Annotated in this window: 23 protein-coding genes and 1 pseudogene; 10 read left to right on the top strand and 14 right to left on the bottom strand. The window is 72.2% G+C overall.

The annotated features are described in order from the left end of the window. The first annotated feature begins 20 nt into the window (after positions 1-20). Positions 21-926, top strand: coding sequence for a phosphate ABC transporter ATP-binding protein (locus tag ACZ7KX_RS09570; RefSeq protein ID WP_350523700.1), 906 nt, complete (start codon positions 21-23; stop codon positions 924-926). A gap of 6 nt (positions 927-932) precedes the next feature. On the opposite strand, the gene ACZ7KX_RS09565 is transcribed toward ACZ7KX_RS09570, so the two are convergent. Beyond that, complete coding sequence (locus ACZ7KX_RS09565; RefSeq protein WP_470325998.1) at positions 933-1,799, bottom strand: HAD family hydrolase; 867 nt, start codon at positions 1,797-1,799, stop codon at positions 933-935. A 230-nt stretch (positions 1,800-2,029) separates the two neighbouring features. Between ACZ7KX_RS09565 and ACZ7KX_RS09560 the strand changes: the two genes are divergently transcribed. Further along, entirely contained in the window at positions 2,030-2,218 is a 189-nt protein-coding gene (locus ACZ7KX_RS09560; RefSeq protein WP_470325997.1) for a hypothetical protein, read from the top strand. Positions 2,219-2,317: 99 nt separating this feature from the next. On the opposite strand, the gene ACZ7KX_RS09555 is transcribed toward ACZ7KX_RS09560, so the two are convergent. The 5 genes from ACZ7KX_RS09555 to ACZ7KX_RS09535 form a co-directional block, all read right to left on the bottom strand. Next, complete coding sequence (locus ACZ7KX_RS09555; RefSeq protein ID WP_470325996.1) at positions 2,318-4,978, bottom strand: S53 family peptidase; 2,661 nt, start codon at positions 4,976-4,978, stop codon at positions 2,318-2,320. A 289-nt stretch (positions 4,979-5,267) separates the two neighbouring features. Continuing rightward, complete coding sequence (locus ACZ7KX_RS09550; RefSeq protein ID WP_470325995.1) at positions 5,268-5,912, bottom strand: SIMPL domain-containing protein; 645 nt, start codon at positions 5,910-5,912, stop codon at positions 5,268-5,270. A gap of 123 nt (positions 5,913-6,035) precedes the next feature. After that, positions 6,036-6,713 carry a hypothetical protein gene (locus ACZ7KX_RS09545; protein ID WP_470325994.1) on the bottom strand — a complete coding sequence of 226 codons (678 nt, stop codon included), beginning with the start codon at positions 6,711-6,713 and terminating at the stop codon, positions 6,036-6,038. A 94-nt stretch (positions 6,714-6,807) separates the two neighbouring features. Next, positions 6,808-7,668, bottom strand: coding sequence for a hypothetical protein (locus tag ACZ7KX_RS09540; protein ID WP_470325993.1), 861 nt, complete (start codon positions 7,666-7,668; stop codon positions 6,808-6,810). Next, on the bottom strand, positions 7,665-8,180 hold the full coding sequence (locus ACZ7KX_RS09535; RefSeq protein WP_350523708.1) for an RNA polymerase sigma factor: 516 nt from the start codon (positions 8,178-8,180) through the stop codon (positions 7,665-7,667). The genes ACZ7KX_RS09540 and ACZ7KX_RS09535 overlap by 4 nt, the downstream gene beginning before the upstream one ends. A 116-nt stretch (positions 8,181-8,296) precedes the next feature. On the opposite strand from ACZ7KX_RS09535, the gene ACZ7KX_RS09530 reads away from it, so the two are divergent. Together ACZ7KX_RS09530 and ACZ7KX_RS09525 are read left to right on the top strand one after the other, a co-directional pair. Beyond that, the gene (locus tag ACZ7KX_RS09530; RefSeq protein WP_470325992.1) at positions 8,297-9,208 is read left to right on the top strand and encodes a serine/threonine-protein kinase; all 912 of its coding nucleotides are present in this window, start codon (positions 8,297-8,299) and stop codon (positions 9,206-9,208) included. Positions 9,209-9,298: 90 nt separating this feature from the next. Continuing rightward, positions 9,299-9,541: pseudogene (locus ACZ7KX_RS09525) on the top strand (LLM class flavin-dependent oxidoreductase); the annotation flags it as partial. 65 nt (positions 9,542-9,606) lie between these two features. On the opposite strand, the gene ACZ7KX_RS09520 reads toward ACZ7KX_RS09525, so the two are convergent. The 4 genes from ACZ7KX_RS09520 to ACZ7KX_RS09505 all read right to left on the bottom strand — a co-directional run bounded on the left by ACZ7KX_RS09520 (position 9,607) and on the right by ACZ7KX_RS09505 (position 12,539). Then, complete coding sequence (locus tag ACZ7KX_RS09520; protein ID WP_470325991.1) at positions 9,607-10,068, bottom strand: DUF5615 family PIN-like protein; 462 nt, start codon at positions 10,066-10,068, stop codon at positions 9,607-9,609. Continuing rightward, positions 10,065-10,712, bottom strand: a complete 648-nt coding sequence (locus tag ACZ7KX_RS09515) for a DUF433 domain-containing protein (protein WP_470325990.1) — start codon at positions 10,710-10,712, stop codon at positions 10,065-10,067. The genes ACZ7KX_RS09520 and ACZ7KX_RS09515 overlap by 4 nt, the downstream gene beginning before the upstream one ends. Positions 10,713-10,948: 236 nt before the next feature. Continuing rightward, positions 10,949-12,193, bottom strand: coding sequence for a hypothetical protein (locus ACZ7KX_RS09510; protein ID WP_470325989.1), 1,245 nt, complete (start codon positions 12,191-12,193; stop codon positions 10,949-10,951). 31 nt (positions 12,194-12,224) lie between these two features. Next, on the bottom strand, positions 12,225-12,539 hold the full coding sequence (locus ACZ7KX_RS09505) for a hypothetical protein (protein WP_470325988.1): 315 nt from the start codon (positions 12,537-12,539) through the stop codon (positions 12,225-12,227). A 79-nt stretch (positions 12,540-12,618) separates the two neighbouring features. Between ACZ7KX_RS09505 and ACZ7KX_RS09500 the strand changes: the two genes are divergently transcribed. The 6 genes from ACZ7KX_RS09500 to ACZ7KX_RS09475 all read left to right on the top strand — a co-directional run bounded on the left by ACZ7KX_RS09500 (position 12,619) and on the right by ACZ7KX_RS09475 (position 18,048). Continuing rightward, positions 12,619-13,506, top strand: a complete 888-nt coding sequence (locus ACZ7KX_RS09500; protein WP_470325987.1) for an LLM class flavin-dependent oxidoreductase — start codon at positions 12,619-12,621, stop codon at positions 13,504-13,506. A gap of 140 nt (positions 13,507-13,646) precedes the next feature. After that, entirely contained in the window at positions 13,647-14,243 is a 597-nt protein-coding gene (locus ACZ7KX_RS09495) for a hypothetical protein (protein ID WP_470325986.1), read from the top strand. A gap of 219 nt (positions 14,244-14,462) precedes the next feature. Continuing rightward, positions 14,463-15,476, top strand: a complete 1,014-nt coding sequence (locus ACZ7KX_RS09490; protein ID WP_470325985.1) for an ABC transporter ATP-binding protein — start codon at positions 14,463-14,465, stop codon at positions 15,474-15,476. Beyond that, complete coding sequence (locus ACZ7KX_RS09485) at positions 15,460-16,359, top strand: ABC transporter permease (RefSeq protein WP_470325984.1); 900 nt, start codon at positions 15,460-15,462, stop codon at positions 16,357-16,359. Before ACZ7KX_RS09490 ends, ACZ7KX_RS09485 begins: the two co-directional genes overlap by 17 nt. Before the next feature lie 11 nt (positions 16,360-16,370). Further along, the gene (locus tag ACZ7KX_RS09480; RefSeq protein ID WP_470325983.1) at positions 16,371-17,288 is read left to right on the top strand and encodes an ABC transporter ATP-binding protein; all 918 of its coding nucleotides are present in this window, start codon (positions 16,371-16,373) and stop codon (positions 17,286-17,288) included. 43 nt (positions 17,289-17,331) lie between these two features. After that, positions 17,332-18,048 carry an ABC transporter permease gene (locus ACZ7KX_RS09475; RefSeq protein WP_470325982.1) on the top strand — a complete coding sequence of 239 codons (717 nt, stop codon included), beginning with the start codon at positions 17,332-17,334 and terminating at the stop codon, positions 18,046-18,048. 168 nt (positions 18,049-18,216) lie between these two features. Here the strand turns inward: ACZ7KX_RS09475 and ACZ7KX_RS09470 are convergent, their stop codons facing one another. From ACZ7KX_RS09470 to serS, 4 genes are all read right to left on the bottom strand, one after another. Beyond that, on the bottom strand, positions 18,217-19,455 hold the full coding sequence (locus ACZ7KX_RS09470) for a CynX/NimT family MFS transporter (protein ID WP_470325981.1): 1,239 nt from the start codon (positions 19,453-19,455) through the stop codon (positions 18,217-18,219). A 63-nt stretch (positions 19,456-19,518) separates the two neighbouring features. Further along, positions 19,519-20,250 carry a FadR/GntR family transcriptional regulator gene (locus ACZ7KX_RS09465; RefSeq protein ID WP_350523718.1) on the bottom strand — a complete coding sequence of 244 codons (732 nt, stop codon included), beginning with the start codon at positions 20,248-20,250 and terminating at the stop codon, positions 19,519-19,521. Between the two features lie 271 nt (positions 20,251-20,521). Beyond that, the gene (locus ACZ7KX_RS09460) at positions 20,522-21,379 is read right to left on the bottom strand and encodes an HAD family hydrolase (RefSeq protein WP_470325980.1); all 858 of its coding nucleotides are present in this window, start codon (positions 21,377-21,379) and stop codon (positions 20,522-20,524) included. Positions 21,380-21,465: 86 nt separating this feature from the next. Continuing rightward, positions 21,466-22,740 (bottom strand): serine--tRNA ligase, encoded by a 1,275-nt coding sequence (gene serS / locus ACZ7KX_RS09455; RefSeq protein WP_470325979.1) that lies wholly within the window; start codon positions 22,738-22,740, stop codon positions 21,466-21,468. Between the last annotated feature and the right edge of the window lie 352 nt (positions 22,741-23,092).

Raw genomic sequence — 23,092 nt, 5'->3', positions numbered from 1 at the left:
GCGCCCGGAGGACCGTACCGATGACCGACGCACCACTGACCGACGTGCCACTGGCCGACGCCCCCGCGACCGACCCGGTGGCCGACACCCTCACCCTCCCCCCGGTCCCCGCCGCCCCGTACGCCGACCCGCGGCACCCCGGCGGCGAACCGCTGGCCGGGCTGGAGACCCGCGACGTGTCCGCCTGGTTCGGCAGCCGCAAGGTGCTGGAGCGGGTCTCGCTGGCGATGCCAGCCGGCGGGGTCACCGCGCTGATCGGCCCGTCAGGCTGCGGCAAGTCCACCTACCTGCGGATCCTCAACCGGATGCACGAGATGGTGCGCGGCGCCGCCCTCTCCGGCGAGGTGCTGCTCGACGGGGACGACGTCTACCGGCCCGGACGCCGGCCCGCCGAGGTGCGGCGCCGGATCGGCATGGTGTTCCAGCGGCCCAACCCCTTCCCGGCGATGTCCATCCAGGACAACGTCTCCAGCGGGCTCAAGCTGGCCGGGATCAAGGTGTCCAAGGAGGAGCGCCGGCACCTGGTGGAGACCAGCCTGCGGCGCGCCGGCCTCTGGGACGAGGTGGCCACCCGGCTGCACACCCCGGGCGGCGCGCTCTCCGGCGGGCAGCAGCAACGCCTTTGCATCGCACGGTCGTTGGCCGTCTCGCCGGACATCCTGCTGATGGACGAGCCGTGCTCCGCGCTGGACCCGACCTCCACCCGCCGGGTCGAGGAGACCATCGCCGAGCTGCAGGGGCGGCTCACCATCGTGATCGTCACCCACAACATGCAGCAGGCCCAGCGGGTCTCGCAGACCTGCGCGTTCTTCCTGGCCACCCACGACACCCCGGGCCGGATCGTCGAGGCCGGGCCGACCGAGCAGATCTTCGGTAGCCCGCGCGACCAGCGGACCTCGGACTACGTCAACGGGCGCTTCGGCTAAGGGGGATCAGCAGCGGGGGCTGCTCGGCCGGTCGAGGCCGAGCAGCCCCTCCAGCACCGCCGCGACGCCGTCCTGCTCGTTGCTCACCGTGTGCAGCGGCACCGCCGCCAGCACCTGCGGGTGCGCGTTGGCGACGGCGTACGCGGTGCCGGCCCAGGCCAGCATCTCCAGGTCGTTCGGCATGTCGCCGAAGGCCACCACCTCGCTGCGGTCGATCCCGTGCCCGGCGCACCAGCGGGCCAGCGTGCTGGCCTTGGTGACGCCGGGCGCGCTGATCTCCAGCAGCGCGATCGGCGCCGAGCGGGTGATCTCGGCCAGGTGCCCGGCCGCCGAGCGGGCCTCGGCGAGGAAGGTGTCCGGGTCCAGCTCCGGGTGCTTGGCCAGCAGCTTGAACAGGCCCCGGACCGGCCCGCCGGCGCGCAGCAGCTCCTCCGCCGAGCCGACCGCGTGCTCCAGTTCGTCGCCCCACATCGGCACCGCGTACCCGTCCTCGCGGGCCCAGCCGCCCGGGTACTCGAAGGCGAACGCGGTGCCGGGCAGCTTGGCCCGCAGCACCTCGACCACCGCCAGCGTGGTCTCCGCCGGCAGCGGGAAGGACTCCAGCAGCTCGCCGCGCCGCACGTCCACCACCGCGCCGCCGTTCGAGCAGATCGCCACCCCGTGACCGCCGATGTGCGGGCTCACCTGCTGCATCCAGCGCGGCGGCCGCCCGGTCACGAACACCACCTGCACCCCGGCCGCCTCGGCCGCCGCCAGCGCCGCGGCCGTGCGGTCGGTGACGGTGCCGCCGGAGCAGAGCAGGGTGCCGTCCAGATCGGTGGCGACGAGGCGGGGAGCGGTACGGGGTTCGGTCACCGGTCCATCTTCGCCCATCGGCGCCGCCCGGTCACCGGCGCGGTCGTGGCCGCCGTGGGGCCGGCTCCGCGGGCGCTCCCCGGGCGCTCCCCGGGCGCTCCGGGGCCGATCCCCGCCGTTCCCGGGCCCTGCGCGGCCCGATCCGGCCCTTCGTACGCCGTTTCCGGCCGATGGGCCCCCGCCCGGGGTGTTCCGGCCCGTCCGGCGGGCAGGTACTGCCCACGGCCACCCCGTCGGCAGGAAGAGCCATGCCCACACGCCAGCTCCGTGACCAGCCGCTCCCGACCGTCCGCCCCGACTCCGCCGGCCCGGACCCGACCGACGGGTCGCGCGAGCCGGTCCTGCTCGGTGACGTCCTCTTCCACACCCTCGCGGACCTCGCCCGCCGCACCGAGGCCCCCGCCCTCCCGGCCCAGCGCACCCGCCCGCACCCGTAGCGGCCCCGGCCCCGTGGTGCCGTGAAAACGCCGGGGGCCTCCCGGCAGCCCGCGGTGCGAGCTGCCGGGAGGCCCCCTTCACGGGTTCCCGCGGCGTCCTTAGTGGAGCGCCAGCGACAGGGCCGTCGTGTTGGAGCTCGGCACGGGCAGCGCGCCCTCGAACCAGTAGCCGTCGGCGCTGTGCACCTCGTGCAGCTGGCCGTCGACGATGGCCTCGATCACGCGGTCGTTGTGCGGGTTGATCTTGCCCGACAGCGCGGTGATGTTGCCGCCGATGCCGGGGATCACGCCGTCGTGCCAGCCGTCGGAGGCGCTGTAGACCTCGTGCAGCTGGTTGTTCTTGACGGCCGAGATCACGCGGACACCCGCGGCGTTGTAGTTGAAGCTCAGCGCGGTGATGCCGGACAGGCCCGGGATCACGCCGTCGTGCCAGCCGTCGGCGGCGCTGTAGATCTCGTGCAGCTCGCCGCCCTTGATGGCCTCGATGACGCGGTCGCCCGCGGCGTTGTAGCTGAAGCTCATGGCGGTGATGCCGGACAGGCCCGGGATCACGCCGTCGTGCCAGCCGTCGGCGGCGCTGTAGATCTCGTGCAGCTCGCCGCCCTTGATGGCCTCGATGACGCGGGCGCCCGAGGGGCTGTAGCTGAAGCTCAGCGCGGTGATGCCGGACAGGCCCGGGATCACGCCGTCGTGCCAGCCGGTGGCGTCGGTGTAGATCTCGTGCAGCTCACCGTTCTCGATGGCCTCGATCACCCGGTTGCCGTTGGCGTTGTAGACGAAGCTCAGCGCCGAGACGCCGGTGACGCCCGGGACGGTGCCGTCGTGCCAGCCGGTGGTGTCGGTGTAGACCTCGTGCAGCTGGCCGTTCTCCACGGCCTCGATCGTCCGGTCCATGCCGGCGTCCGGGTTGCAGACCAGCTTCATGACGTTCTCGGCGTTCGGGGTGCCCAGGCCGGTGGCCATGTCGTAGCCCGACCCGGCCCAGTACAGGCCGCCCTGGATGCCGATGTCGTTGTTGCCGGAGGTGACGTCGCGCAGCGCGCCGAGACCGTGCTTGGCGGCCCAGTAGAACGCCGGGGCGACGAAGCCCACGCGGCCGGAGCAGCCCGGGTTGTTCTGGTGCGCCGTCATGGCGGCCCAGAGCGGAGCGGCGCCGCTGGTGCCGCCGACGATCATCCAGGAGCCGGCGCCGGTGGCGACCACGTAGCCGGTCGACGGGTCGGCGTTGGCCGCCACGTCGGGGACCTGACGGCAGGTCGTACCGGCCGCGCCCTGGCACTGATTGGTGTAGCCCGGGCCGTAGAAACCGGCCTGGTAGGAGGTGCCGTTGAGCGACCAGCGGGAGACGCCGCCGCCGCTCGCACCGCCGTTGCGGTTCCACACCGACTCGGAGACGACGCCGCCGTTGCTGCTCAGCGTGGTGCCGCCGACACCGGTGACGAGCGGCTGGCTCGCCGGGTCGGAGGTGCTCAGCAGGTTGGTGATGTTCGCCGGAGCGCCCATGTTCTTCAGGTAGTTGCAGCCGCTGGAGCCGTCGTCACCGGAAGCCGCCACCACGGTCTGGCCCTGCAGCGCGGCCTGCAGGAAGATGTCCCGCTCGGCCGTGAGGTCGCTGGTCGCCATGACCTGGTCGCAGACGCCCCAGCTGGTGGTGACCACCTGGGCGCGGTTGTCCGAGACGATCTGGCGGTAGGTGTTCTGGATGTCCGCCTGGGTGGCGCGCGAGGCGTCCGGGCCCTGGTAGACCAGCACGTTCGCGCGGGGCGCGAGACCGATGACGGTGTCGAGGTCCAGGGCGGTCTCGACGCCGACGCCGTTGTTGGTCGGCGGAGCCTGGTAACCGCTGTTGACCCGGACCCGCTGCACCGAGGCGTTGGTGCCGAAGCAGGACTGGAAGGTGCTCAGACCGGCGTCCGAGTAGTCCTCCAGGGCGAAGACGGCGACGGTCGTGCCGAAGCCGCCGTCGGTCATGCCGTTCAGGCCGTAGGCCGAGGCGAGCGCGGAGGGGCTGAAGTAGTCCTTGCTGTCCGACTTGCCGGGGAACGCCGAGGCGGCGCCGGCGCACATCGCCGGGTAGGCACCGGCGGCGGCGGTCGCGGCCGGGTGCGCGAGGCCGGTGCCGGCCTGGCCGGTGGCCCCGACCACGTGGCTGCTGTGCGCCTGGGCCAGGGTGTTCAGGCCGACGACGCCGGTGATCGCGCCGGCCACGTCGGAACGCACCGCGGGGGCGGCGGTGTTCAGGAAGCCGGTCCGGCCGTCGGGCGTCGTGTAGCCGGCCAGGTCCACGTCGAAGGACTTCTTGGCCTGGGCGACGGTGGTGGAGACCGGGATGGTCAGGCCGTCGGCGTCGAGCTCGCCGGGCTTCAGCCCCTGCGCGGTGAGGGCCTGCTTGACCTTGGCGACGGTGGCCGGGTCGGCGCCGAAGCGCTTCGCGAACTCACCGGTCTTCAGGAAGCGGTGGTACTGCGGCGACGTCTTGTCGCTGACCGCGGCGGCCAGCGCGTTGGCGCCGGCCTCGTCGCGCGACTTCAGGTGCACGCTCAGCTGCACCGGGGTGTCGTCGGCCGGGGCGGCGGTCTTGGTCGCGTCGGCCGGGATCGCGGTCGGCACGCTGCCGACGCGCTGCGTGGTCGGCGCGTCGGCGTGGGCGGCCGGCAGGCCGGCGTAGGTGACCACGGCCGCGGTGGCTATGGCCAGGGTGGCCGCGCGCGACAGCGGATTCGCGCGCTGCGGCCGGGCGTGTGGCGTCGGATGGGACATCCGCGCTCCCCCCAATTTGATGATCCGATGGTCTCTCGAACGAGAGTCCGACGGGAGTTCTATCAGGTCGGGCCGACACCTCCGCAAGGGAATACCCGGTTGAGCGCGCAGGGGGGCCGCCGGGGCGGCCCCCACAGGGCCGTCGGCATGCGACCGAGCACCGCCCCGGACCAGCGCGGACGCCTCCGGCCCCGAGCCCGGCGACCCTGGGCCGGCGTTGCTGTGAGAGCGTCACCACACGTCCCCGGCAGAAGAGTTCGCACCGCCGGAGCGGACCGGACGCCCGGCGCTACGGGGCCGCGATCGCGAACCCCAGCATCACCGCGGCCGAGACCACCACGGCGCCCGGCGCGAGGTCCGCCTCCGAGACGCTGTCCGCGGAGCCGTGGCCCCGGTAGCGTCCCGAACCGATGCTCTCGGGATCGACGTCCTCGATGTGGACCACGGCGCCCAGCTTCACGCCCGCCGCCGCCGCGTACAGCTCGGCCTTGGACCTGGCCGCCCGTACGGCGCTCTCGCGGGCCCTCGCCCGCAGCTCCGGCTTGTTCCGCACGTCGAAGTCGACGCCGTCCAGCTCGTTCGCCCCGGCGTCCACCGCCGCGATCAGGAACGGTTCGAGGGAGTCCAGGTCGTGGTACTCGATGGCGAACGCGGCGTGGCAGCGGTAGCCGGTGAACGTCCGGTCCGCGCCGTAGCCGCTCCACGCGGTCTGCAGGTCCAGCCGCGACGCCGACACCTGCGCGTCCTGCACGCCGTGGGCCCGCATCGCCTCGCGCAGGCCGGCTATCGCCGTCCTGGCGGCCGCGAAGGCCTCCTGCGGCGACGGCTCGGTCCGCTCCACGCCGAGCCGGACCCGGGCGAGGTCCGGCGCCGCCTGCACACTGGCCGCACCGTAGCCGGTGACTCCCCACGGGGACTTGATCGTTGTCTGCATGGCGCGCAGTCAACCACGAGGCCTCGTGCCGGGCAGGTGAGTTGTTCCGGGGCGGGGACGGGGGCCGCCCGCTGCGGCGGGGTCCGCTCCGCCCGGCCGGCGCGGGCGGAGCGGGGCCGTCGTTCAGGAGTGGAGGCGGTTCAGCGCTGCGGTGACGACGCCTTCGACCTGGCCCGGGGCTTCGGTGGGCCGGCCGGTGAGCTCGACGATGCCGACCCGGGTGCCGCTGCGCAGGACCGCGACCCCGCCGGTGGCGGTGCCGTCGCCGTTGTAGGCCGGGTACCAGCGGGCGGTGCCGCCGGTGGCGGTCAGGGTGTGGGCCGCGCCGTAGTACCAGTGGCCGGCGGGCTCGTCCTGACAGTCCTGGACGAGCGCGACGAGCTGCTTCTCCCAGGTGTCGGCCGTGGTCCCGGTGGGGGCGCTCGCGGCCGACTCGGTCAGCAGGCCCTCGGTGTCGAAGGTCCAGGTCACGGACGCGTACGCGGTGGCCTTGTCCTTGGTCAGGTCGCGCATCGTCTCCTCGCCGGAGCACGCGGACAGCCCCTGGCGTCCGGTCAGGGCAATGGTCGCGCCGACCGGGTTCAGGCCCTGCCGGAAGTCCTCGCTCTGGACGAGGTCGGCGGAGCCGAGGCCGGGCGCGGTGACCGCCGCCGGGCGGCCGGCGTTGTGCGCGGCCCCGTCGGCGGCGGCCGACTGGGCGCCGACGACGCCGACCGTGATCAGGGCGGCGGCGGCGCAGGCCGCGGCGGCGACCCGGTTGCGGCGAACGGACTTCTGCTGGACGGTCTGGTTCTCGGTCATCTGGTCCCCCTGCTGGTCGGGACGCCCGCTGCGTCCTCGTACAACCGGGGAGATGCCGCCGGGGGAAGGAAAGCCGGAGCCCCGGCCCGCTGTTTCACAGCTGTGACAGAGCGGCCCTGACGACGCGGTCCATCGCGGCCGTGCCCAGGCAGGCGTCGACCTCCAGCACCCCGTAGTGGGTGCCGCTGCGCAGCACGGCGATGCCGCCGCAGGGCTCCGTGCCCTCGGGCGCCGTGCCGGTGGTGTTGAGGTCCCCCCGGTAGGAGCCCATCCAGTTCCCGACGACGTCCGGAGCGAGCCGCACCGTCGTGGTCTTTCCGTAGACCCAGTGCCCCGGCACCTCCTCCTGGCAGGGCACCTCCTCCAGCAGCAGGCGGTCGGTGAAGTTCTGCGCCAGGGAAGGGGTCCGGGCGTCGGCGGCGACCTCGCGGGCGACCTGGTCGGCGTGGCCGGTGGCGGCCAGCGTGGTGTCGTCCGGGTTGGTGCGGGGGGTGGTCATCAGCCCGCGGAAGTGGGCACCGGGCCCACCCAGGGTCTGGGTGAGGGTCTTCTCGCCGGAGCAGGCCGCGTTGGCGTAGGCCCCGTCGCCGTACCGGTCGCTGACGTGGATCCGCCCGCTGCCGACGTCCGGGTCGAACGCCGCCGGGTCCAGGAGGTTCGCGGTCGTCACCGGCCCGGTCGCACCGGTCACACCGGTCGGCGAGGCGGAGCCGGAGGCCGGGGACCCGGGCGTCGGGACGGACCCGCCGGGCGTCGCGGGAGCGGACGCGCCCTGGGACGCCCCGCCGGCCGCGGCACTCGACCGTGCGGCCGGGTGCGCGGTGGCGCCGGGGGGCGGTGGCAGCACGAACCGGCCGGCCGCCAGCCCGAGCGCGGCGGCTGCCACCACGGCGGCGACGGCGGACCGGCGCCGGACGACGGTGCGGCCGCCGCCCGCCGTGGGACCGTCGTTCACGGGCCGGTGACCAGACGCGCGCGCATGAAGTGGCGGGCCCGGTCGATACGGTCCTTCACCGTGCTCAACGGGGCGTCCAGCTCCTCGGCCACCTGGACGTAGGTCAGGTCGCCCAGGTCGCGCAGCACGAACGCCTCGACCAGGGCGGGGTGCTGCTCCTCCAGCGCGGTCAGCGCCTCCATCACGTCGAGCCGGGTCCCGGCGATGACGCTGGTGGTGCGCGGGTCGACGGACTCGGGGAGGTCGGCGTGACTGTCCTCGGCGCGCCGGCGCATCGAGCGGTAGGTGGACCGGGCGGCGTTCGAGGCGATCACCGTCACCCAGCCCTGGAAGGAGCCGTGGCCGCCGTACCGGCCCAGGTGCGTGCTGATGGACAGCAGCGCGTCCTGCGCGGCCTCCTCCGCGTCGGCGTGGTGGGGCAGGAAGCGCGAGCAGCGGCGCAGGACCACCGGTCGCAGCCTGGCCAGCAGGTGTTCCAGCGCCTCCGGGTCACCCGCCTGAGCGGCCGTCACGAGCCCCTCCAGCTCACCGTCCTCGTACACCCGGATCCCCCCGTTTCGTCCCGCCTGCAGCCCGCCCGCCGGGCGGGAGTTCCGCACTCCCCCCGACTCCGGCAGAATGCTGCCACATGCGCAAGCTCGGCCGTTACCTCCTCGTGGAGCGGCTCGGAGCCGGCTCCTTCGCGACGGTCTGGAAGGCCTACGATCCGGAGCTCGACACCGAGGTCGCGGTGAAGGTGCTGGCCGAGAACTGGGCCGCCAACGCGGATGTGCGCGAGCGGTTCCTGGCGGAGGCGAGGCTGCTGCGCCGGATCGCCAGCCCGCGGGTGGTCCGGGTGCACGACGTCGGGGTGCAGGAGGACCGCCCCTACTTCGTCATGGACTACGTACGCGGCGGCACCCTGGCGGACCGGGTCGGGCAGTGCGACCCGCAGGAGGCGCTGCGACTGGCCGCCGAGGCGGGCTACGCGGTCCAGGTCCTGCACGAGGCCGGCGTGGTGCACCGCGACGTCAAGCCGTCCAACCTGCTGCTCGCCGCCGGCCCTGCGCCCGCCGCGGTGCTGGTGGCGGATCTGGGCAGCGCCAAGCAACTGGCGGACGCATCCGGGCTCACGGTGACCACGGGCACGCCCGCCTACATGGCACCGGAACAGGCCTTCCAGACCGGCGGGTTCGACGGGAGGGCCGACGTGTACGCGTTGGCCGTGGTGGCCTACGAACTGCTGACCGGGCAGAAGCCGTTCGGCCCGGGCGGGCGCGCCACAGCCCTGATGACCGACTGGCCGGCCGCCTCGACGCTGCCGGCGCTCCCGGCCGGAGCGGAGCTCCCACCGAACGTCGCCCTGCTGCTGCGGACCGCGATGTCCGTCGAGCCGGCGGACCGACCGCCGACCGCCCAGGCCTTCGCGGACGCGCTGCTGGCTCCGGTTCCGCAGTCCCGGCCCGCGGAAGGCCCCGGGTGGCTGACCCCGCGCGCGGTCTGTCTGGCGTCGGGCACGGTGTTCACGGCGACGACCCTGCTGGGCTGGCTGTTGCGTTGAACCCGCGTCGACGAGGCTTCCTTCCGGGGCGGAAGGAGGTCGTCACGTCACGGGGCGCCGGCCGCTGACGGCTACCGTAGGGTCGAGCACATGCGACTGAGCACGGTGATCCTCCCCATCCACCGGTGGAGCGAGGGGCAGAAGATCTGGCGGCGGGCCGAGGACCTCGGCTTCCACGCTGCGTACACGTACGACCACCTGTCCTGGCGGAGCTTCCGGGACGAGGCGTGGTTCGGGTCGGTGCCGACCCTGACCGCGGCCGCGACGGCGACCGAGCGGCTGCGGCTGGGAACGCTGGTCACCTCGGTCAAGCCTCGTTCACCCATCACAGTCTGACCGGGCAAGACTGCGCTCACGCCTGTTCGACGAGCGGCTTGTCCAGGGGGAAGCCCTGCTCCTCAGGCACTCCCGGATGTGGGCCAGTGCTTCGGAGGAACCGTGGAGGGATCCACTATCCGCAATCGGCTCTGATGTGACGGGTCGATCGAGGTGAGGGATATCAGAAGTTGGCCCGTTGCGCGTTCGAGTTCGGTCAACGCATGTGGCAGGCCGGCGCAGACGGTCGCGACAGCCGCACCCAGACCGACGAGGCCACCATGCTTGTGATTGTGGCGGTACTCAATCCGGTGCAGCCCCGATTCGGCGATCGCGGCGACCTCCAGTGGGCGAGCCATCTGCTTGGTGTCGTTGGTGATCACGACCTGGAAGCCGGCCGAAGCGGCCCGCGCGTAGAGGTCGACATCCTTGGTGCCTGCCCAGCCGACGATCTCTGCCACGTGCTGAAGCTCGTGTTGCTTCAGTAGCAATCGAGCCATATGAGCCAATGGCAAGGGGACATTCTCGTCGAGCAGGATCCTCAAGAGGCGGCCTGCCGGGGGCCCTCGTCCGAGTAACTGTCGACATAGTCGGTGAAGTCGGCCGCATCACGAGCTGCTTCGGGGGTGACGCCGGGGTAGAAGTCCCTGATCGACTCGGGTCGGATGCCGTCCCTCAGAAGAGCCGCGACCTCCGAAGCGGGAATCCGCGTTCCTTCGATCACCGGCTCACCACCCCGAACCAGGGGATCAACGGACAGATGATTCCTGGGACGCAGCAGGTTCGGGATCTGTCGGCCGTTTCGATAGAACGGCCGAAGCACATCGAGCATCTCGTGGATGACCACGTTGCCCCGCTTGCGCACGAGGTCGACGGCGTGGTCTGGATCTGCCAGATAGATCGTGCCGTCACCCGCCACGAGCCGGTAGCTGGACAGATGCTCGCGCTCGTCGAGATCGTCGCGCAAGGTGCCCAGAGCACGGCGGATCTTCTGGAGCGACGCTTCCTCCCGAAGCCTCACGCAGATGCGAAGCGCGACGACATCCCGGAATGAGTAGAGGATCGGCCGGGAGCCTGAGATCTCGGGCACGAGGACGGCACCACGCGGGCCTGTGGCCCTGCGCCAGTGAGACAGCTGGCGCAGGGTGGCGCCGGACAGCGCGGCAGCGAGCTTCGGCTCGTAAGACACGGCGGCACCTCCCACAGCTCACACGACGGCGTACCGAACCGTACTTCATGGTCTCTTACAGCCGGCGCGCCCGCCAGGATTTCACCCGACCGGGGACTCGCCAGAGACCGAAAATCCGCTGGCCGCCCCCAAGGAGGTCAGGGGAGACCTGCCGAAAGCACAGCCGATCACTCAGCTGGCGGAGAAGGTCATGCGCACATGGGTTGCTACTGATCAGCGAAAGCGGGCGTTCGCGGTTACGGATGGTCGGGCTGACGCGGCACACGCCGTGCCGTGGTGAACTTCTGCCGTCCGGTGCCGGCGGCGAGCTCGCTGAGGCGCTCGCCGACCACGGAGACGCCGGGACGGGGCTCCTGCGCGTAGTACCAGGGCTTGCGCCGGCGCAGCAGTTCCTCACCGTGCTCGCCCCAGGTGAATCCTGGCTTCCGCAGCAGCTTCCGGAACACCGCGTCGACCGTCTCCGGGTAGGCGGCGGCCAAGCGGCGGATCGGTAGTGGCGCGATCGACTCCTCGCGCAGGTACGCGCGCAGCACCTCCTGGTACTGCCTGCGGCTCGCGAGGGCCGGATCGGCGAAGAGGTCCCGCAGCATCCCGTAGTCGGCGTAGAAGTTGAGACCGTCGACCTCGTCGTAGATGACGCCGACCGTGTCCGATTCGGCGAGTCCTCGCGGCAGTTCGAAGGCCGGGAAGGCCAGGCCGGGGAGCCGCCTGCCCCGGGCCCGGTCGGGATGCTCGGCGACTGCGGCCTCCTGCCGGTACCGGTAGTAGGCGTTGAGCCGGTCCTCGGCTTCGGTAGGGGAAAGGACCAGTTCGTCGCTGCCGCAGAACTCGATGAACGCGGTTCGGTCCTCCCGCATCGACTCCCATCCCTGCTCGATCTTCTCGGGGTTGCGGAAGACCAGTTCGGGTTGGCTGGTGGCCAGTTGGAGTGCGGCCCGGGCAATCTCGGTGGCGCTGGACCTGGGGTAGTGCGACATCGCGCCTGAGATCAGCCATGCCCCGTCGACCGAGCGGAGGGGCACCAGGCAGGTGTGGAGGAATCCACCCTTGGACACGCTGCGAAAGGCCGCCCGCCCGACGTTCGAGTAGGTGCGGTACTCCAGGTCGTCGACCAGGTTCAGCAGGACGACGGCGCCCCCGTCCTTGCGCCGGACCTCGAAGATGCCCTCGACCGGGTCACGCCAGCCGAGCAGCATCGCCCGGTCGGCTTCGGTCAAGTCCCGTCGTCCGGCGACGAACCGGTCCACCACGGTCGAACCGTCCGGCAGGCGGTGTCGCAGGATGAAGTGGTCGGTGATCCGGATCGCATCGCCTTCATCCAGCTGCCGCTGGGGCCCAGCGGCTTCCAGGAGGAGGGGCGTCAGCCACCGGTCGAAGCGCGCGCTCTGGGCGAAGGCGACGAGCTCGCCCTTCAGTTCGGAGCTTCGCTCGATCAGATCCAGCAACGACGCCTCGTCCTCGTTCCGAACCACGACAGCCATGCAGGCCCTCTCGATCTCGAAGGTCCGACGCTCACTGCGCCCAGTAGTAGCGGTACGCCTCGACCCACTCCGCCCCGTCCGGAGCCGGGTCCGGCAACGGGAGGTCCAGCAGCCCGATCGTCTGCCGGAACCCACCTCGGGTGCACAGGGCGACGATCCTGCCGTCCCGCGAGAGGTCGACGCCGCGCACGGTCACCTCGACGCCCAGCACCGAAGTGCTGAACGGCACCGCCAGGTTCTCCTCGACGGCGGCGAACAGACCCGACACCTCCTCGTACTCGTCGTAGGTGTCGACCGTCGCTTCCTCGACCAGCGCGACCAGTTCCCGCCTGCTCAACGTGCCCATGGCGCCACGCTAGCCGCCACGCCAGTGCCGATGTGCGGGCGGTCCGAGCCCCGCCGCATACCGCGCGTATCGTCACTGCATGCGCTTGAGTACCGTTATCCTGCCCATCCACCGGTGGGCCGAGGGACAGAAGATCTGGCGGCGGGCCGAGGAGCTCGGGTTCCATGCCGCGTACACCTACGACCACCTGTCGTGGCGGTCGTTCCGTGACGAGCCGTGGTTCGGGTCGGTGCCGACGCTGACGGCGGCGGCGTGCGCGACCGAGCGGATCAGGCTCGGGACCTTGGTCACCTCGCCGAACTTCCGGCACCCGGTGACGCTGGCGAAGGACCTGATCACGCTGGACGACGTGTCCGGCGGCCGGGTCACGCTGGGGATCGGGGCCGGCGGGACGGGCTACGACGCGACGGCGATGGGGCAGGAGGCGTGGTCGCCGAAGGAGCGGGCGGACCGGTTCGGCGAGTTCCTCCCGCTGCTGGACGAGTTGCTGCGCACCGACGCCACGACGCGTGAGGGCACCTACTACTCGGCGGTCGAGGCGCGGAACATCCCCGGCTGCGTGCAGACGCCGCGGGTGCCGTTCTACGTCGCCGCGACCGGCCCGCGCGGGCTGAAGCTGGCGGCCGAGTACGGGCAGGGCTGGGTGACGTACGGGGACCCGAAGGGCCCGGCGGACGTGCCGGTCGAGCAGGCGCCCGGGGTGATCGCGAAGCAGATCGAGAAGCTGGCGGCGGCCTGCGAGGCGAAGGGCCGGGACGTGGCCACGCTGGAGAAGATGCTGCTCCAGGGCTCGACCGCGGAGAAGCCGCTGCAGTCGCTGGACGCCTTCGTCGACTGGGCCGGCACGTACCGGGAGCTGGGCGTCACCGAGCTGGTGATCCACTGGCCGGTCCCGGACTCGATCTTCGAGAACGACCTCGCCGTCTTCGAGCGGATCGCCACCGAGGGCCTGGCGCAGCTCGGTTGATCCCGCTCCGCCGGGGCGCCGTGCCGCCGGGCGCCCCGGCGGGCGGTGCGGTGATCCCCGGGATCGGCGTCGGGGCGAGGCGCTAGTCTGTCCGCCGCACCGCCAATCTGATCATGCGTTACAACGGGGGTTCCTTCGCCATGTCCGTTTCCAGGAGACTGCTCGCCACCGCTCTGGTCGCCACCGCCGCGTTCGGCCTCGCGGCCTGCGGACCGGACGACTCGTCGGACCAGGGTGCGGGTGGCGTCCCGGCCACCGCGACGGCCGCCCCGACCGGCGCGTCTCCGGCCCCGGCGTCGCCCACCGCCGCCCCGGGCGGCACCGGGAAGCCCGCCGCGCCGACCGGCACCCCCGGCGCCTCCGGCGAGCCCGAGGGCTTCTGCACCCACGACCCGCTGCCGGCCGGCCAGAAGTGGATCTACCCGGCGAAGGGCACCACCACGACGACCCTGGTCTACAAGGAGACCAAGGACGCCTGCGGCGTCAACGACGTCGTCTTCCAGCCGGTGGGCGCCGACAAGACCGCCGCGTTCGCGCCGACCGCCAAGGGCCACCTGAGCTCGGTGCTGACCGCGCCGAAGGACGTCAACCTGGCCGACCTGGTGAAGCACGTCAACGAGTGCATCGCCAACCCGGACAACCAGAAGGGCTCGTACCCCTGCTCGGGCGGCGACTACAAGGTGGCGATCGACGCCTCCGGCAAGGTCACCGAGCTGTGGGAGCGCGCGCACTCCTGAGCCGGGTCGGACACGGCGCCGGGCCCGCTCACCTCAGGTCGAGCCGCCCGGCGCCCTTCGCGCACCCGAGCGGCTTCCCGGCGGCGGGCGCGGTGGTGGGCGGCCTCCGGTTCCGCCGACCCCTAGGGGAGAGGGGCCCCGGCGTCATACCGCAGCAGCAGAGGGGCTCGTCATTCCAGCTCATGACCCGTACCGCGCAAGGCCGTTACGTTGATGGGCGTGTCCACTGCTGTCATCAAGACGGACGGCCTCACCAAGAGGTTCCCCCGGGTCACCGCCCTCGACCAGCTCACCGTCGAGGTGCGGCCCGGGGTGGTCGGGCTGGTCGGGTCCAACGGTGCGGGCAAGTCCACACTGATCAAGATCCTGCTCGGGCTCGCCCCGGCGACGTCAGGCCGCGGCGAGGTCCTCGGCCTGGACATCGCCACCCGGGGCTCCGAGATCCGGGAGCGGGTCGGCTACATGCCCGAGCACGACTGCCTGCCGCCGGACGTCTCCGCCACCGAGTTCGTCGTCCACATGGCCCGGATGGCGGGCCTGCCGGCCACCGCCGCCCGTGAACGCACCGCCGACACCCTGCGGCACGTCGGCCTCTACGAGGAGCGGTACCGGCCGATGGGCGGGTACTCGACGGGCATGAAGCAGCGGGTCAAGCTCGCCCAGGCGCTGGTGCACGACCCCAAGCTGGTGCTGCTGGACGAGCCGACCAACGGCCTCGACCCGGCCGGGCGGGACGAGATGCTGGGCCTGATCCGCCGCGTGCACAGCGACTTCGGCATCTCGGTGCTGGTCACCACCCACCTGCTCGGCGAGCTGGAGCGCACCTGCGACCACCTGGTCGTCATCGACGGCGGCAAGCTGCTGCGCTCCTCCTCCACCGCCTCCTTCACCGAGGCGACGGCCGTGCTCGCGGTCGAGGTCACCGACCACCCGGAGGACCACGCGGTCGAGCCCGCCGCGGCGGTGCGCGAACGCCTCGCCGCGGCCGGCGTCGACGTCCAGCCCGAGGGCTCGCACCTGGTGCTGGTCCGGCTGGCCGACGAATCGACGTACGACACCATCCGCGACACCGTCGCCGAACTCGGCCTCGGCCTGGTCCGGCTCGAACAGCGCCGGCACCGGGTCGCCGAACTCTTCACCGAGAACCGTGACGACCCGGCCGACCGTGACGACCCGGCCGGCCGGAACGCCCAGGACAGCAGGGGAGGTTCGGACGATGTCGCTGCCTCCTGAGACCAGGCCCGCCGACACCGGCGTCATCCACGACATCGGTTACCGCGGCTACACCGGCCCCCGGCTCGGCCGCGGTTACGCCACCCGCGCGCTCTTCACCCAGAGCCTGCGCGCCGCGTACGGCCTCGGCCGCTCCGGCAAGTCCAAGGTGCTGCCGATGCTGGTGCTGGGCGTGGTCACGGTGCCCGCCGTGATCTTCGTGGCGATCGCGATCACCCTGAAGCGCGACGAACTGCCCGTCGAGTACGCGGGCTACCTCGCCAGCCTCAACCTGGTGATCTCGGTCTTCCTCGCCTCCCAGGCGCCGGTGCTGCTCTCGCGGGACCTGCGGTACCAGACCGTGCCGCTCTACTTCTCCCGCCCGATCACCCGCACCGACTACGTCCGGGCCAAGTTCGCGGCCATGGTCTGCGCCCAACTGCTCCTGATGACGGCGCCGTTGCTGGTGCTGTACGCCGGTGCGCTGCTCGGCGGGATGGACTTCTCGTACAACACCGGGCACTTCCTCTACGGTCTGTTCGCGGCCGTGCTGTACGCCCTGGTGCCGACCTCGGTGGCGCTGGTGATCGCGGCCGCCACCCCGCGCCGGGGCTTCGGGGTCGCCGCCGTCATGGGCTACCTGGCGATCAGCGCCGCGGTGGCCGGCATCGCGGTCGGCATCAGCGACCCGGGCACCACCGGCTCCGACGGCGCGCAGTGGACGTCGCTGATCTCGCCCACCAACCTGGTGGAGTCCCTGGTCAACGAGCTGTTCGACCTCGGCACCGGCCTCGACCGCCGGCACGCCCCGGGCGGGCTCGGCCTGACGGTGTTCGCACTGGTGGCCGCGGCCCTGGTGGTCGGCTCGTACCGGCTGCTGCTGAGCCGCTACAAGAAGGTTTGAGAGAGGGCGGCATGGCCACCATCAGCATCGACAAGGTGTCCCGCTGGTTCGGGAACGTGGTCGCGGTCAACGACATCACGATGGCCGTCGGCCCCGGCATCACCGGCCTGCTCGGCCCCAACGGCGCGGGCAAGTCCACCCTCATCCACATGATGAGCGGCTTCCTCGCCCCGTCGAGCGGCTCGGTCACCCTGGACGGCGCGCCGATCTGGCGCAACCAGCAGGTGTACCGGCAGATCGGCCTGGTCCCCGAACGGGAGTCGATGTACGACTACCTGACCGGCTGGGAGTTCGTCCTCGCCAACGCCGAACTCCACGGCCTGCCCCAGCCGGGCGCCGCCGCCCGCCGGGCCCTGGACCTGGTGGAGATGGCCCACGCCAAGGACCGCCGCACCGGGACGTACTCCAAGGGCATGAAGCAGCGGGTCAAGATGGCCTCCGCGCTGGTCCACGACCCGTCCGTGCTGCTGCTGGACGAGCCCTTCAACGGCATGGACCCGCGCCAGCGGCTCCAGCTGATGGAGCTGCTGCGCCGCTTCGGCGCGGACGGCCGCACGGTGCTGTTCTCCTCGCACATCCTGGAGGAGGTCGAGCAACTCGCCCGGCACATCGAGGTCGTGGTGGCCGGGCGGCACGCGGCCTCGGGCGACTTCCGCAGGATCCGCCGGCTGATGACCGACCGCCCCCACCGCTACCTGGTCCGCTCCAGCGACGACCGCCGGCTCGCCGCCGCGCTGATCGCCGACGGCTCCACCACCGGCATCGAGGTGGACGAGCGCGAGCGGGCGCTGCGGATCGAGGCGGTCAACTTCCAGGGCTTCACCACCCTGCTCCCCAAGGTCGCCCGGGAAGCCGGCATCCGGCTGTACACCGTCTCCCCTGCCGACGAGTCGCTGGAGAGCGTCTTCTCGTACCTGGTCTCCGCATGACCGCCGCCGTGACCGTTGCTGCCCAGGAAGGGGCCGACCGACCATGAACCCCACCGTCGCCAGGCTCACCCTGCGCGGGCTGCTGGGCCGCCGCCGCGGCCTCCTGCTGCTGGTGGTCCCCGCGCTGCTGCTGCTCGTCTCCGCCGTCGCGAGCGGGTCTACCGCCGACGCGCACGGCCTGACCGTCAAGATCCTCGGCCAGCTCGGCCTCGGCACCCTGGTCCCGATCCTCGGCCTGGTGGTCGGCACCGGCGCCATCGCCACCGAGATCGACGACGGCTCGATCGTCTACCTGCTCGCCAAGCCGCTCCCGCGCTGGCGGATCATCACCACCAAGCTGGCCGTCGCGATCGGCGTCACCTGGCTGTTCTCGGTCGTCCCGACGATGCTGTCCGGGCTGATCCTGTACGGCAACCGGGACAACACGGTGCTCGGCTACACCGTGGCGGTCATGGTCGCCGGGGCCGCGTACAGCGCGCTGTTCCTGCTGCTCGGCGTGGTCACCCGGCACGCCGTGGTGGCCGGGCTCGGCTACGCACTGATCTGGGAGTCGGTGGTCGGCAACTTCGTCGAGGGCGCCCGGACGCTGAGCGTCCAGCAGTGGGGCCGGGCGGTGGCCGAGGCCGTCGCCGGGGACACCGCGATCGGCGCCGACGTCTCGCTCGGGGCGGCCGTCCCGCTGCTGCTGGCGGTCACCGTCGGGGCGACGGTGCTGGCCTCGGTGAAGCTGGCCGGGCTGACCCTGGCCGGCGAGGACTGAGCCGCGCACCGACTGAGCGGCGCACCGACGGAGCTGCGTGCCGACGGAGCCGCGTGCCGACTGAGCGGCGCACCGACGGAGCGTCCGGCAGGAAGCCGAACGGCGCTCCGGCCCGCAGTCCAGCGGGCCGGAGCGCCGTCGAAGCGCCGTACGGAGGTCCCGGGAGGCTCAGAGCGTACGGTTGCGGCCCGCGCCCCAGCCGGCCGCGCCGACCACCACGACCAGCACCAGCATCAGCGCCAGGGTGGTCTCCCAGCCGCCGGTGAGCTGGTGCAGCGCACCGGCGCCGACCGGGCCGGCCGCCGCGACCAGGTAACCGATCGCCTGCGACATCCCGCCCAGCTGGGCGGCACCGGCCGCGCTGCCGGTGCGCAGCACGATGAACGCCAGGCCCAGGCCCAGCGAGCCGCCCTGGGCCACGCCGAGGACGGTCGCCGACACCCACGCCGCGGACACCGGCGCGACCAGCAGCATCGCGATGCCCAGCCCGTTCAGGGCCGCCATCGTCACTGCCAGGGCGCGCTGGCTGGTCATCCGGCCGGCCATCAGCGGCACCAGGAAGGCGCCGGCCACCTGCACCAGGTTGGAGAAGGCGAAGACCAGGCCGGCCTGGCCGCGGTCCATGCCGTGGTCGGCCAGGATGGTCGGCATCCAGGCCACCAGGGTGTAGACCAGCAGCGACGAGATGCCCATGAAGAGGCTGATCTGCCAGGCCAGCGGGGACTTCCAGATGCCCTCTACCGGCTTGCTCGGCGCCGTCGGCGCAGCCGCCGCGCCCCGCTCCTGACGGCTGCGCAACACCTGCGGCAGCCACGCCACCGCCGCGACCAGCGCGAGCAGCGACCACGCGCCGAGCGAGGCCCGCCAGCCGCCGCCGAGCGCGTGCTCCAGCGGGACGGAGGTGCCGGCCGCGAGAGTCGCCCCGACCAGCATGGTGGTCGAGTAGACGCCGGTCATGGTGGCCGCGCGGTCCGGGAACTCCCGCTTGACCAGGCCCGGCATCGACACGTTCAGCACCGCGATGGCCACGCCGATCACCACGCAGCCGGCGTACAGCGCCGTCACCGACGGCAGCACCCGCAGCAGCACGCCCGCGCCCAGCACCAGCACCGCGCCCAGCACCACCCGCTCGGCGCCGAACCGGCGGGTCAGCCGGGGGGTGAGCGGGGCGCCGACGCCCTGGAACAGCACCGGCACGGTCGTGATCAGGCCGCTCGCGGTCGCGGAGAGACCGAGGGTCCGCTGGATCTCGTTGACCATCGGGGAGATCGCGGCCAGGCAGGCGCGCATGTTCAGCGCGACCAGCACGATGCCGGTCAGCAGCAGGACCGGATGGGCCAGCCGGGAGCGGACGGGGAGCGGGGCAGGGGTGGTGACAACCGGCTGCCGGGCACGGGTGACGGCCATGGGTGTGCTGTTCTTTCCTGAATGTGCGTGGGTGCGGGCGGGAAGGCGGAGGCTCGCGCCGTCCTACTTCCGGGCCGCGATGGCCGCGAGCAGCTGCTCGACGGCCGCGGTCGGGCCGGCGAGCAGCGAACGACACGCAGCCTCGGCCCGGTCCGGGTCACCGCTCTCGATCGCGTCGACCAGCGCCTCGTGGGTGGCCACGACCGCCTCGGGCATGTCGTGGTCGCCGAAGGCGGAGGTCATCGCCTCACGGACGGAGGCGCCGAAGTAGCGGTAGACCTCGGTCAGCGCGGGGTTGTGCGCGGCCTCGACGACCGCGGTGTGGAACTCCAGGTCGTGCTCGACGGTGGCCTCACGGCTCGCCCGCTCGGGGTGCGCCGCGAACACCTCGGCCTCGCGGGCCAGCGCGGCCCGCATCCGCCGGACGTCCTCGGGGGTGTGCCGCAGCGCGGCCAGCCGGGCGCCCTCGGTCTCCAGCGCCGCGCGGACCTCCAGGACGTCCCGGATGCCCGAACGCTGGACGCCGCGCAGGACGGAGGCCGGGTCGCTGGTCGAGCGGACGAACGTCCCCTCGCCCTGGCGGGAGACCAGCATCCCGGCGTGCACCAGCACCCGGATGGCCTCCCGCACGGTGTTCCGCCCGACCTGCATCTGCTCGGCCAGCTCGTGCTCGGTGGGGATCCGCGACCCCACCGGCCAGACCCCGCCGGCCAGCTGCTCCCGCAGCTGGTCGATCGCGGTGTCCACCAGGGATCGCCGCCCGGCCGCCTGCAGGCCGTTGCCCTCGCCGCTCATTCCGGACTCCCTCCCTCGCACACGTCCACACCAGTCGTAGGTCATCCTACAACTACTTGCCCGGTCATCCTACAACCGACGAAAGAACACTCCGTGAACGCCCGACCACCGACCCGTCGGACCGCGGGCCCGACGCCACCACCCGCTGCGACCAACCCGAGTTCCCCGCCCCGAAAGGGGTGCGGGGAACTGCGCGCAGCGGAAGACCACCGACGCGAACGTGCCTCGCGCCCCGGTTCCCCACCCCGGTTCCCCGGGCCGCCAGGCCCGGTCAGCGGGGCGGGTAGAGGCGCTCCAGGACGACCGCGACGCCGTCCTCGTCGTTTCCGGCGGTGACGGTGTCGGCGACGGCGAGGAGTTCCTCGTGGGCGTTGGCCATGGCGACGCCGTGGGCGGCCCAGCCGAACATCGGAACGTCGTTGGGCATGTCGCCGAAGGCGATGGTGTCGGCGGCGCGCAGGCCGAGGCGGCGGGCGGCGACGGCCAGCCCGGTGGCCTTGGAGAGGCCGAGCGGGAGCAGTTCGACGACTCCGGGCCCGGCCATCACGACGCCGACGAGGTCTCCGGCGGCGCGGCGCGCGGCTTCGGCGAGGGCGTCGTCGGTCAGCGCGTGGTGCTGGATGTAGAGCTTGCTGACCGGGGAGGCGAGGAGTCCGCCGCGGTCGACCCGGACGACGGGCAGGTCGGAGCCGATGAGCAGTTCGTAGCCGGGGCCGGCCAGGACCTGGCCGTCGAGGCCGTCCTGGTTGGCGGCGACGGCGAGCGGGCCGGTCTCGGCCTCGATCTTCTCGACGGCGAGCGCGGCGAGCCGGCGGTCCAGGGTGAGCGAGGTGAGCAGCTTGTGCGCGCCGGCGTCGTAGACCTGGGCGCCCTGGCCGCAGACGGCTATCCCGGTGTAGCCGATCTCGTCGAAGACCGGGCGGGCCCAGACTGCCGAGCGGCCGGTGACGATGATGTGCAGCGCGCCCGCGCCGGTGGCCGTGGCCAGGGCGGCGCGGGTGCGCTCGGAGACGGTCTCCTCGCTGGTCAGCAGGGTGCCGTCGAGGTCGGTGGCGACCAGCCGGTAGGGCAGGTCGCCACCGTCGCGGGTGTCCTCCGGGGAGACGGGGCTGGGGCTGGTGGTGCTCATGGGCCGGTCGTCTCCCGGGAGTTGCGGGTGGAGCGGGTGGTGCGGGTGGTGCGGCGGCTCCCCGCGAGTGGAGCCCGGGGGCCGGTCTACTTGACCGGCTGGAGGACGGTCCGTCCGCCGAGGAACGGGCGCAGTGCCTCGGGGACGACGACGGAGCCGTCGGCCTGCTGGTGGTTCTCCAGGATCGCCACGATGGTGCGCGGGATCGCGACCAGGGTGCCGTTCAGGGTGGCGAGCGGGCGGGTCTTGCCCTCCTCGCGCATCCGGATCGACAGGCGGCGGGCCTGGTACTCGGTGGTGTTGGAGGTCGAGGTGACCTCGCGGTACTTGCCCTGGGTGGGGATCCAGGCCTCGATGTCGAACTTGCGCGCGGCCGAGGCGCCGAGGTCGCCGGAGGCGACGTCGATGACCCGGTACGGCAGCTCCAGCGCGTTGAGGAAGTCCTTCTCCCACTGGAGGAGGCGGCGGTGCTCGTTCTCGGCGTCCTCGGGCGTGGTGTAGACGAACATCTCCACCTTCTCGAACTGGTGGACGCGGATGATGCCGCGGGTGTCCTTGCCGTACGTGCCGGCTTCGCGGCGGAAGCAGGACGAGTAGCCGGCGTAGCGCAGCGGCAGCTTGTCGGCGTCGAGGATCTCGTCCATGTGGTACGCCGCGAGCGGGACCTCGCTGGTGCCGACCAGGTACCGGTCGTCCTCGGCGAGGTGGTACACGTTCTCGGCGGCCTGGCCGAGGAACCCGGTGCCGTCCATGGCGGCCGGGCGGACCAGGGTCGGGGTGATCATCGGGGTGAAGCCGGCCGCGGTGGCCTGGGCGATCGCCATGTTGACCAGGGCGAGCTCCAGCAGCGCGCCGACGCCGGTCAGGTAGTAGGAGCGGGCACCGGCGACCTTGGCGCCGCGCTCGGTGTCGATCGCGCCGAGGATCTGGCCGAGCTCGACGTGGTCACGCGGCTCGAAGCCCTCGGCGGCGAAGTCGCGCGGGGTGCCGATCTCTTCGAGGGTGACGAAGTCCTCCTCGCCGCCGACCGGGGCGGCCGGGTCGATGAGGTTCGCCAGCGAGCGGAGCAGGCGATCGGCCTCCTCCTTGGCGGCGCCCTGTTCGGCGTCGGCGGCCTTGACCTCGGCGGCCAGGTCCTTGGTGCGCTGGAGCAGGGCGGTCTTCTCGTCGCCCTTGGCCTGGGCGACCTGCTTGCCGAGCACCCGCTGCTCGCTGCGCAGTTCGTCGAAGCGGCTGCCCGAGGACCGGCGCCGTTCGTCGGCGGAGAGGAGGGCGTCGACCAGGTCGACGTCCTCGCCACGGACGCGCTGCGAGGCGCGCACTCGGTCAGGGTCCTCACGGAGCAGGCGAAGGTCAATCACAGGCCCAAGCGTACCGGGCGGGAGTTCCTCCACCGGTACCGGTTTTCCCCTGGGGATAACCGCCCCGAACCTGTGGATAACTTCTGTGGGGAACTCTCCCGGGGCGGGTTATCCACAGGCTGGGGGTAGGGGCTGTGGATCGAAGGGGAGGGTCACCCTCCGCGCGATCGAACCAGCGAATTGAGGTTTCAAACCTCATTGGACCTTCCCGAGTGAGGGAATTGAAGCACTCAGACGGGTGATTTGCTGGCAACCGGGTGACTCTGGTCCGATTAGTCATCTCTGCGACGCAAACCGATGGTCCGACCGGTTCTGGGTAATGGCTATACCGGTTTGTCGACTCGTCCCCAGA

It is taken from the genome of Kitasatospora sp. NPDC038210 (assembly GCF_055600605.1).
The sequence above is the reverse complement of the archived record's forward strand: the minus strand, read 5'-3'. Positions and strand labels throughout refer to the sequence as shown.

What these genes read in the sequence shown, in the direction of transcription:
- ACZ7KX_RS09480 (WP_470325983.1), top strand. Translation starts at nt 16,371, where the DNA reads ATGGCCACCATCAGCATCGACAAGGTGTCCCGCTGGTTCGGGAACGTG.
- ACZ7KX_RS09505 (WP_470325988.1), bottom strand. Translation starts at nt 12,539, where the DNA reads ATGGGCACGTTGAGCAGGCGGGAACTGGTCGCGCTGGTCGAGGAAGCG.
- ACZ7KX_RS09460 (WP_470325980.1), bottom strand. Translation starts at nt 21,379, where the DNA reads ATGAGCACCACCAGCCCCAGCCCCGTCTCCCCGGAGGACACCCGCGAC.
- ACZ7KX_RS09555 (WP_470325996.1), bottom strand. Translation starts at nt 4,978, where the DNA reads ATGTCCCATCCGACGCCACACGCCCGGCCGCAGCGCGCGAATCCGCTG.
- ACZ7KX_RS09510 (WP_470325989.1), bottom strand. Translation starts at nt 12,193, where the DNA reads ATGGCTGTCGTGGTTCGGAACGAGGACGAGGCGTCGTTGCTGGATCTG.
- ACZ7KX_RS09485 (WP_470325984.1), top strand. Translation starts at nt 15,460, where the DNA reads ATGTCGCTGCCTCCTGAGACCAGGCCCGCCGACACCGGCGTCATCCAC.
- ACZ7KX_RS09570 (WP_350523700.1), top strand. Translation starts at nt 21, where the DNA reads ATGACCGACGCACCACTGACCGACGTGCCACTGGCCGACGCCCCCGCG.
- ACZ7KX_RS09545 (WP_470325994.1), bottom strand. Translation starts at nt 6,713, where the DNA reads ATGACCGAGAACCAGACCGTCCAGCAGAAGTCCGTTCGCCGCAACCGG.
- ACZ7KX_RS09530 (WP_470325992.1), top strand. Translation starts at nt 8,297, where the DNA reads ATGCGCAAGCTCGGCCGTTACCTCCTCGTGGAGCGGCTCGGAGCCGGC.
- ACZ7KX_RS09560 (WP_470325997.1), top strand. Translation starts at nt 2,030, where the DNA reads ATGCCCACACGCCAGCTCCGTGACCAGCCGCTCCCGACCGTCCGCCCC.
- ACZ7KX_RS09475 (WP_470325982.1), top strand. Translation starts at nt 17,332, where the DNA reads ATGAACCCCACCGTCGCCAGGCTCACCCTGCGCGGGCTGCTGGGCCGC.
- ACZ7KX_RS09470 (WP_470325981.1), bottom strand. Translation starts at nt 19,455, where the DNA reads ATGGCCGTCACCCGTGCCCGGCAGCCGGTTGTCACCACCCCTGCCCCG.
- ACZ7KX_RS09500 (WP_470325987.1), top strand. Translation starts at nt 12,619, where the DNA reads ATGCGCTTGAGTACCGTTATCCTGCCCATCCACCGGTGGGCCGAGGGA.
- ACZ7KX_RS09565 (WP_470325998.1), bottom strand. Translation starts at nt 1,799, where the DNA reads ATGGGCGAAGATGGACCGGTGACCGAACCCCGTACCGCTCCCCGCCTC.
- ACZ7KX_RS09550 (WP_470325995.1), bottom strand. Translation starts at nt 5,912, where the DNA reads ATGCAGACAACGATCAAGTCCCCGTGGGGAGTCACCGGCTACGGTGCG.
- ACZ7KX_RS09465 (WP_350523718.1), bottom strand. Translation starts at nt 20,250, where the DNA reads ATGAGCGGCGAGGGCAACGGCCTGCAGGCGGCCGGGCGGCGATCCCTG.
- ACZ7KX_RS09495 (WP_470325986.1), top strand. Translation starts at nt 13,647, where the DNA reads ATGTCCGTTTCCAGGAGACTGCTCGCCACCGCTCTGGTCGCCACCGCC.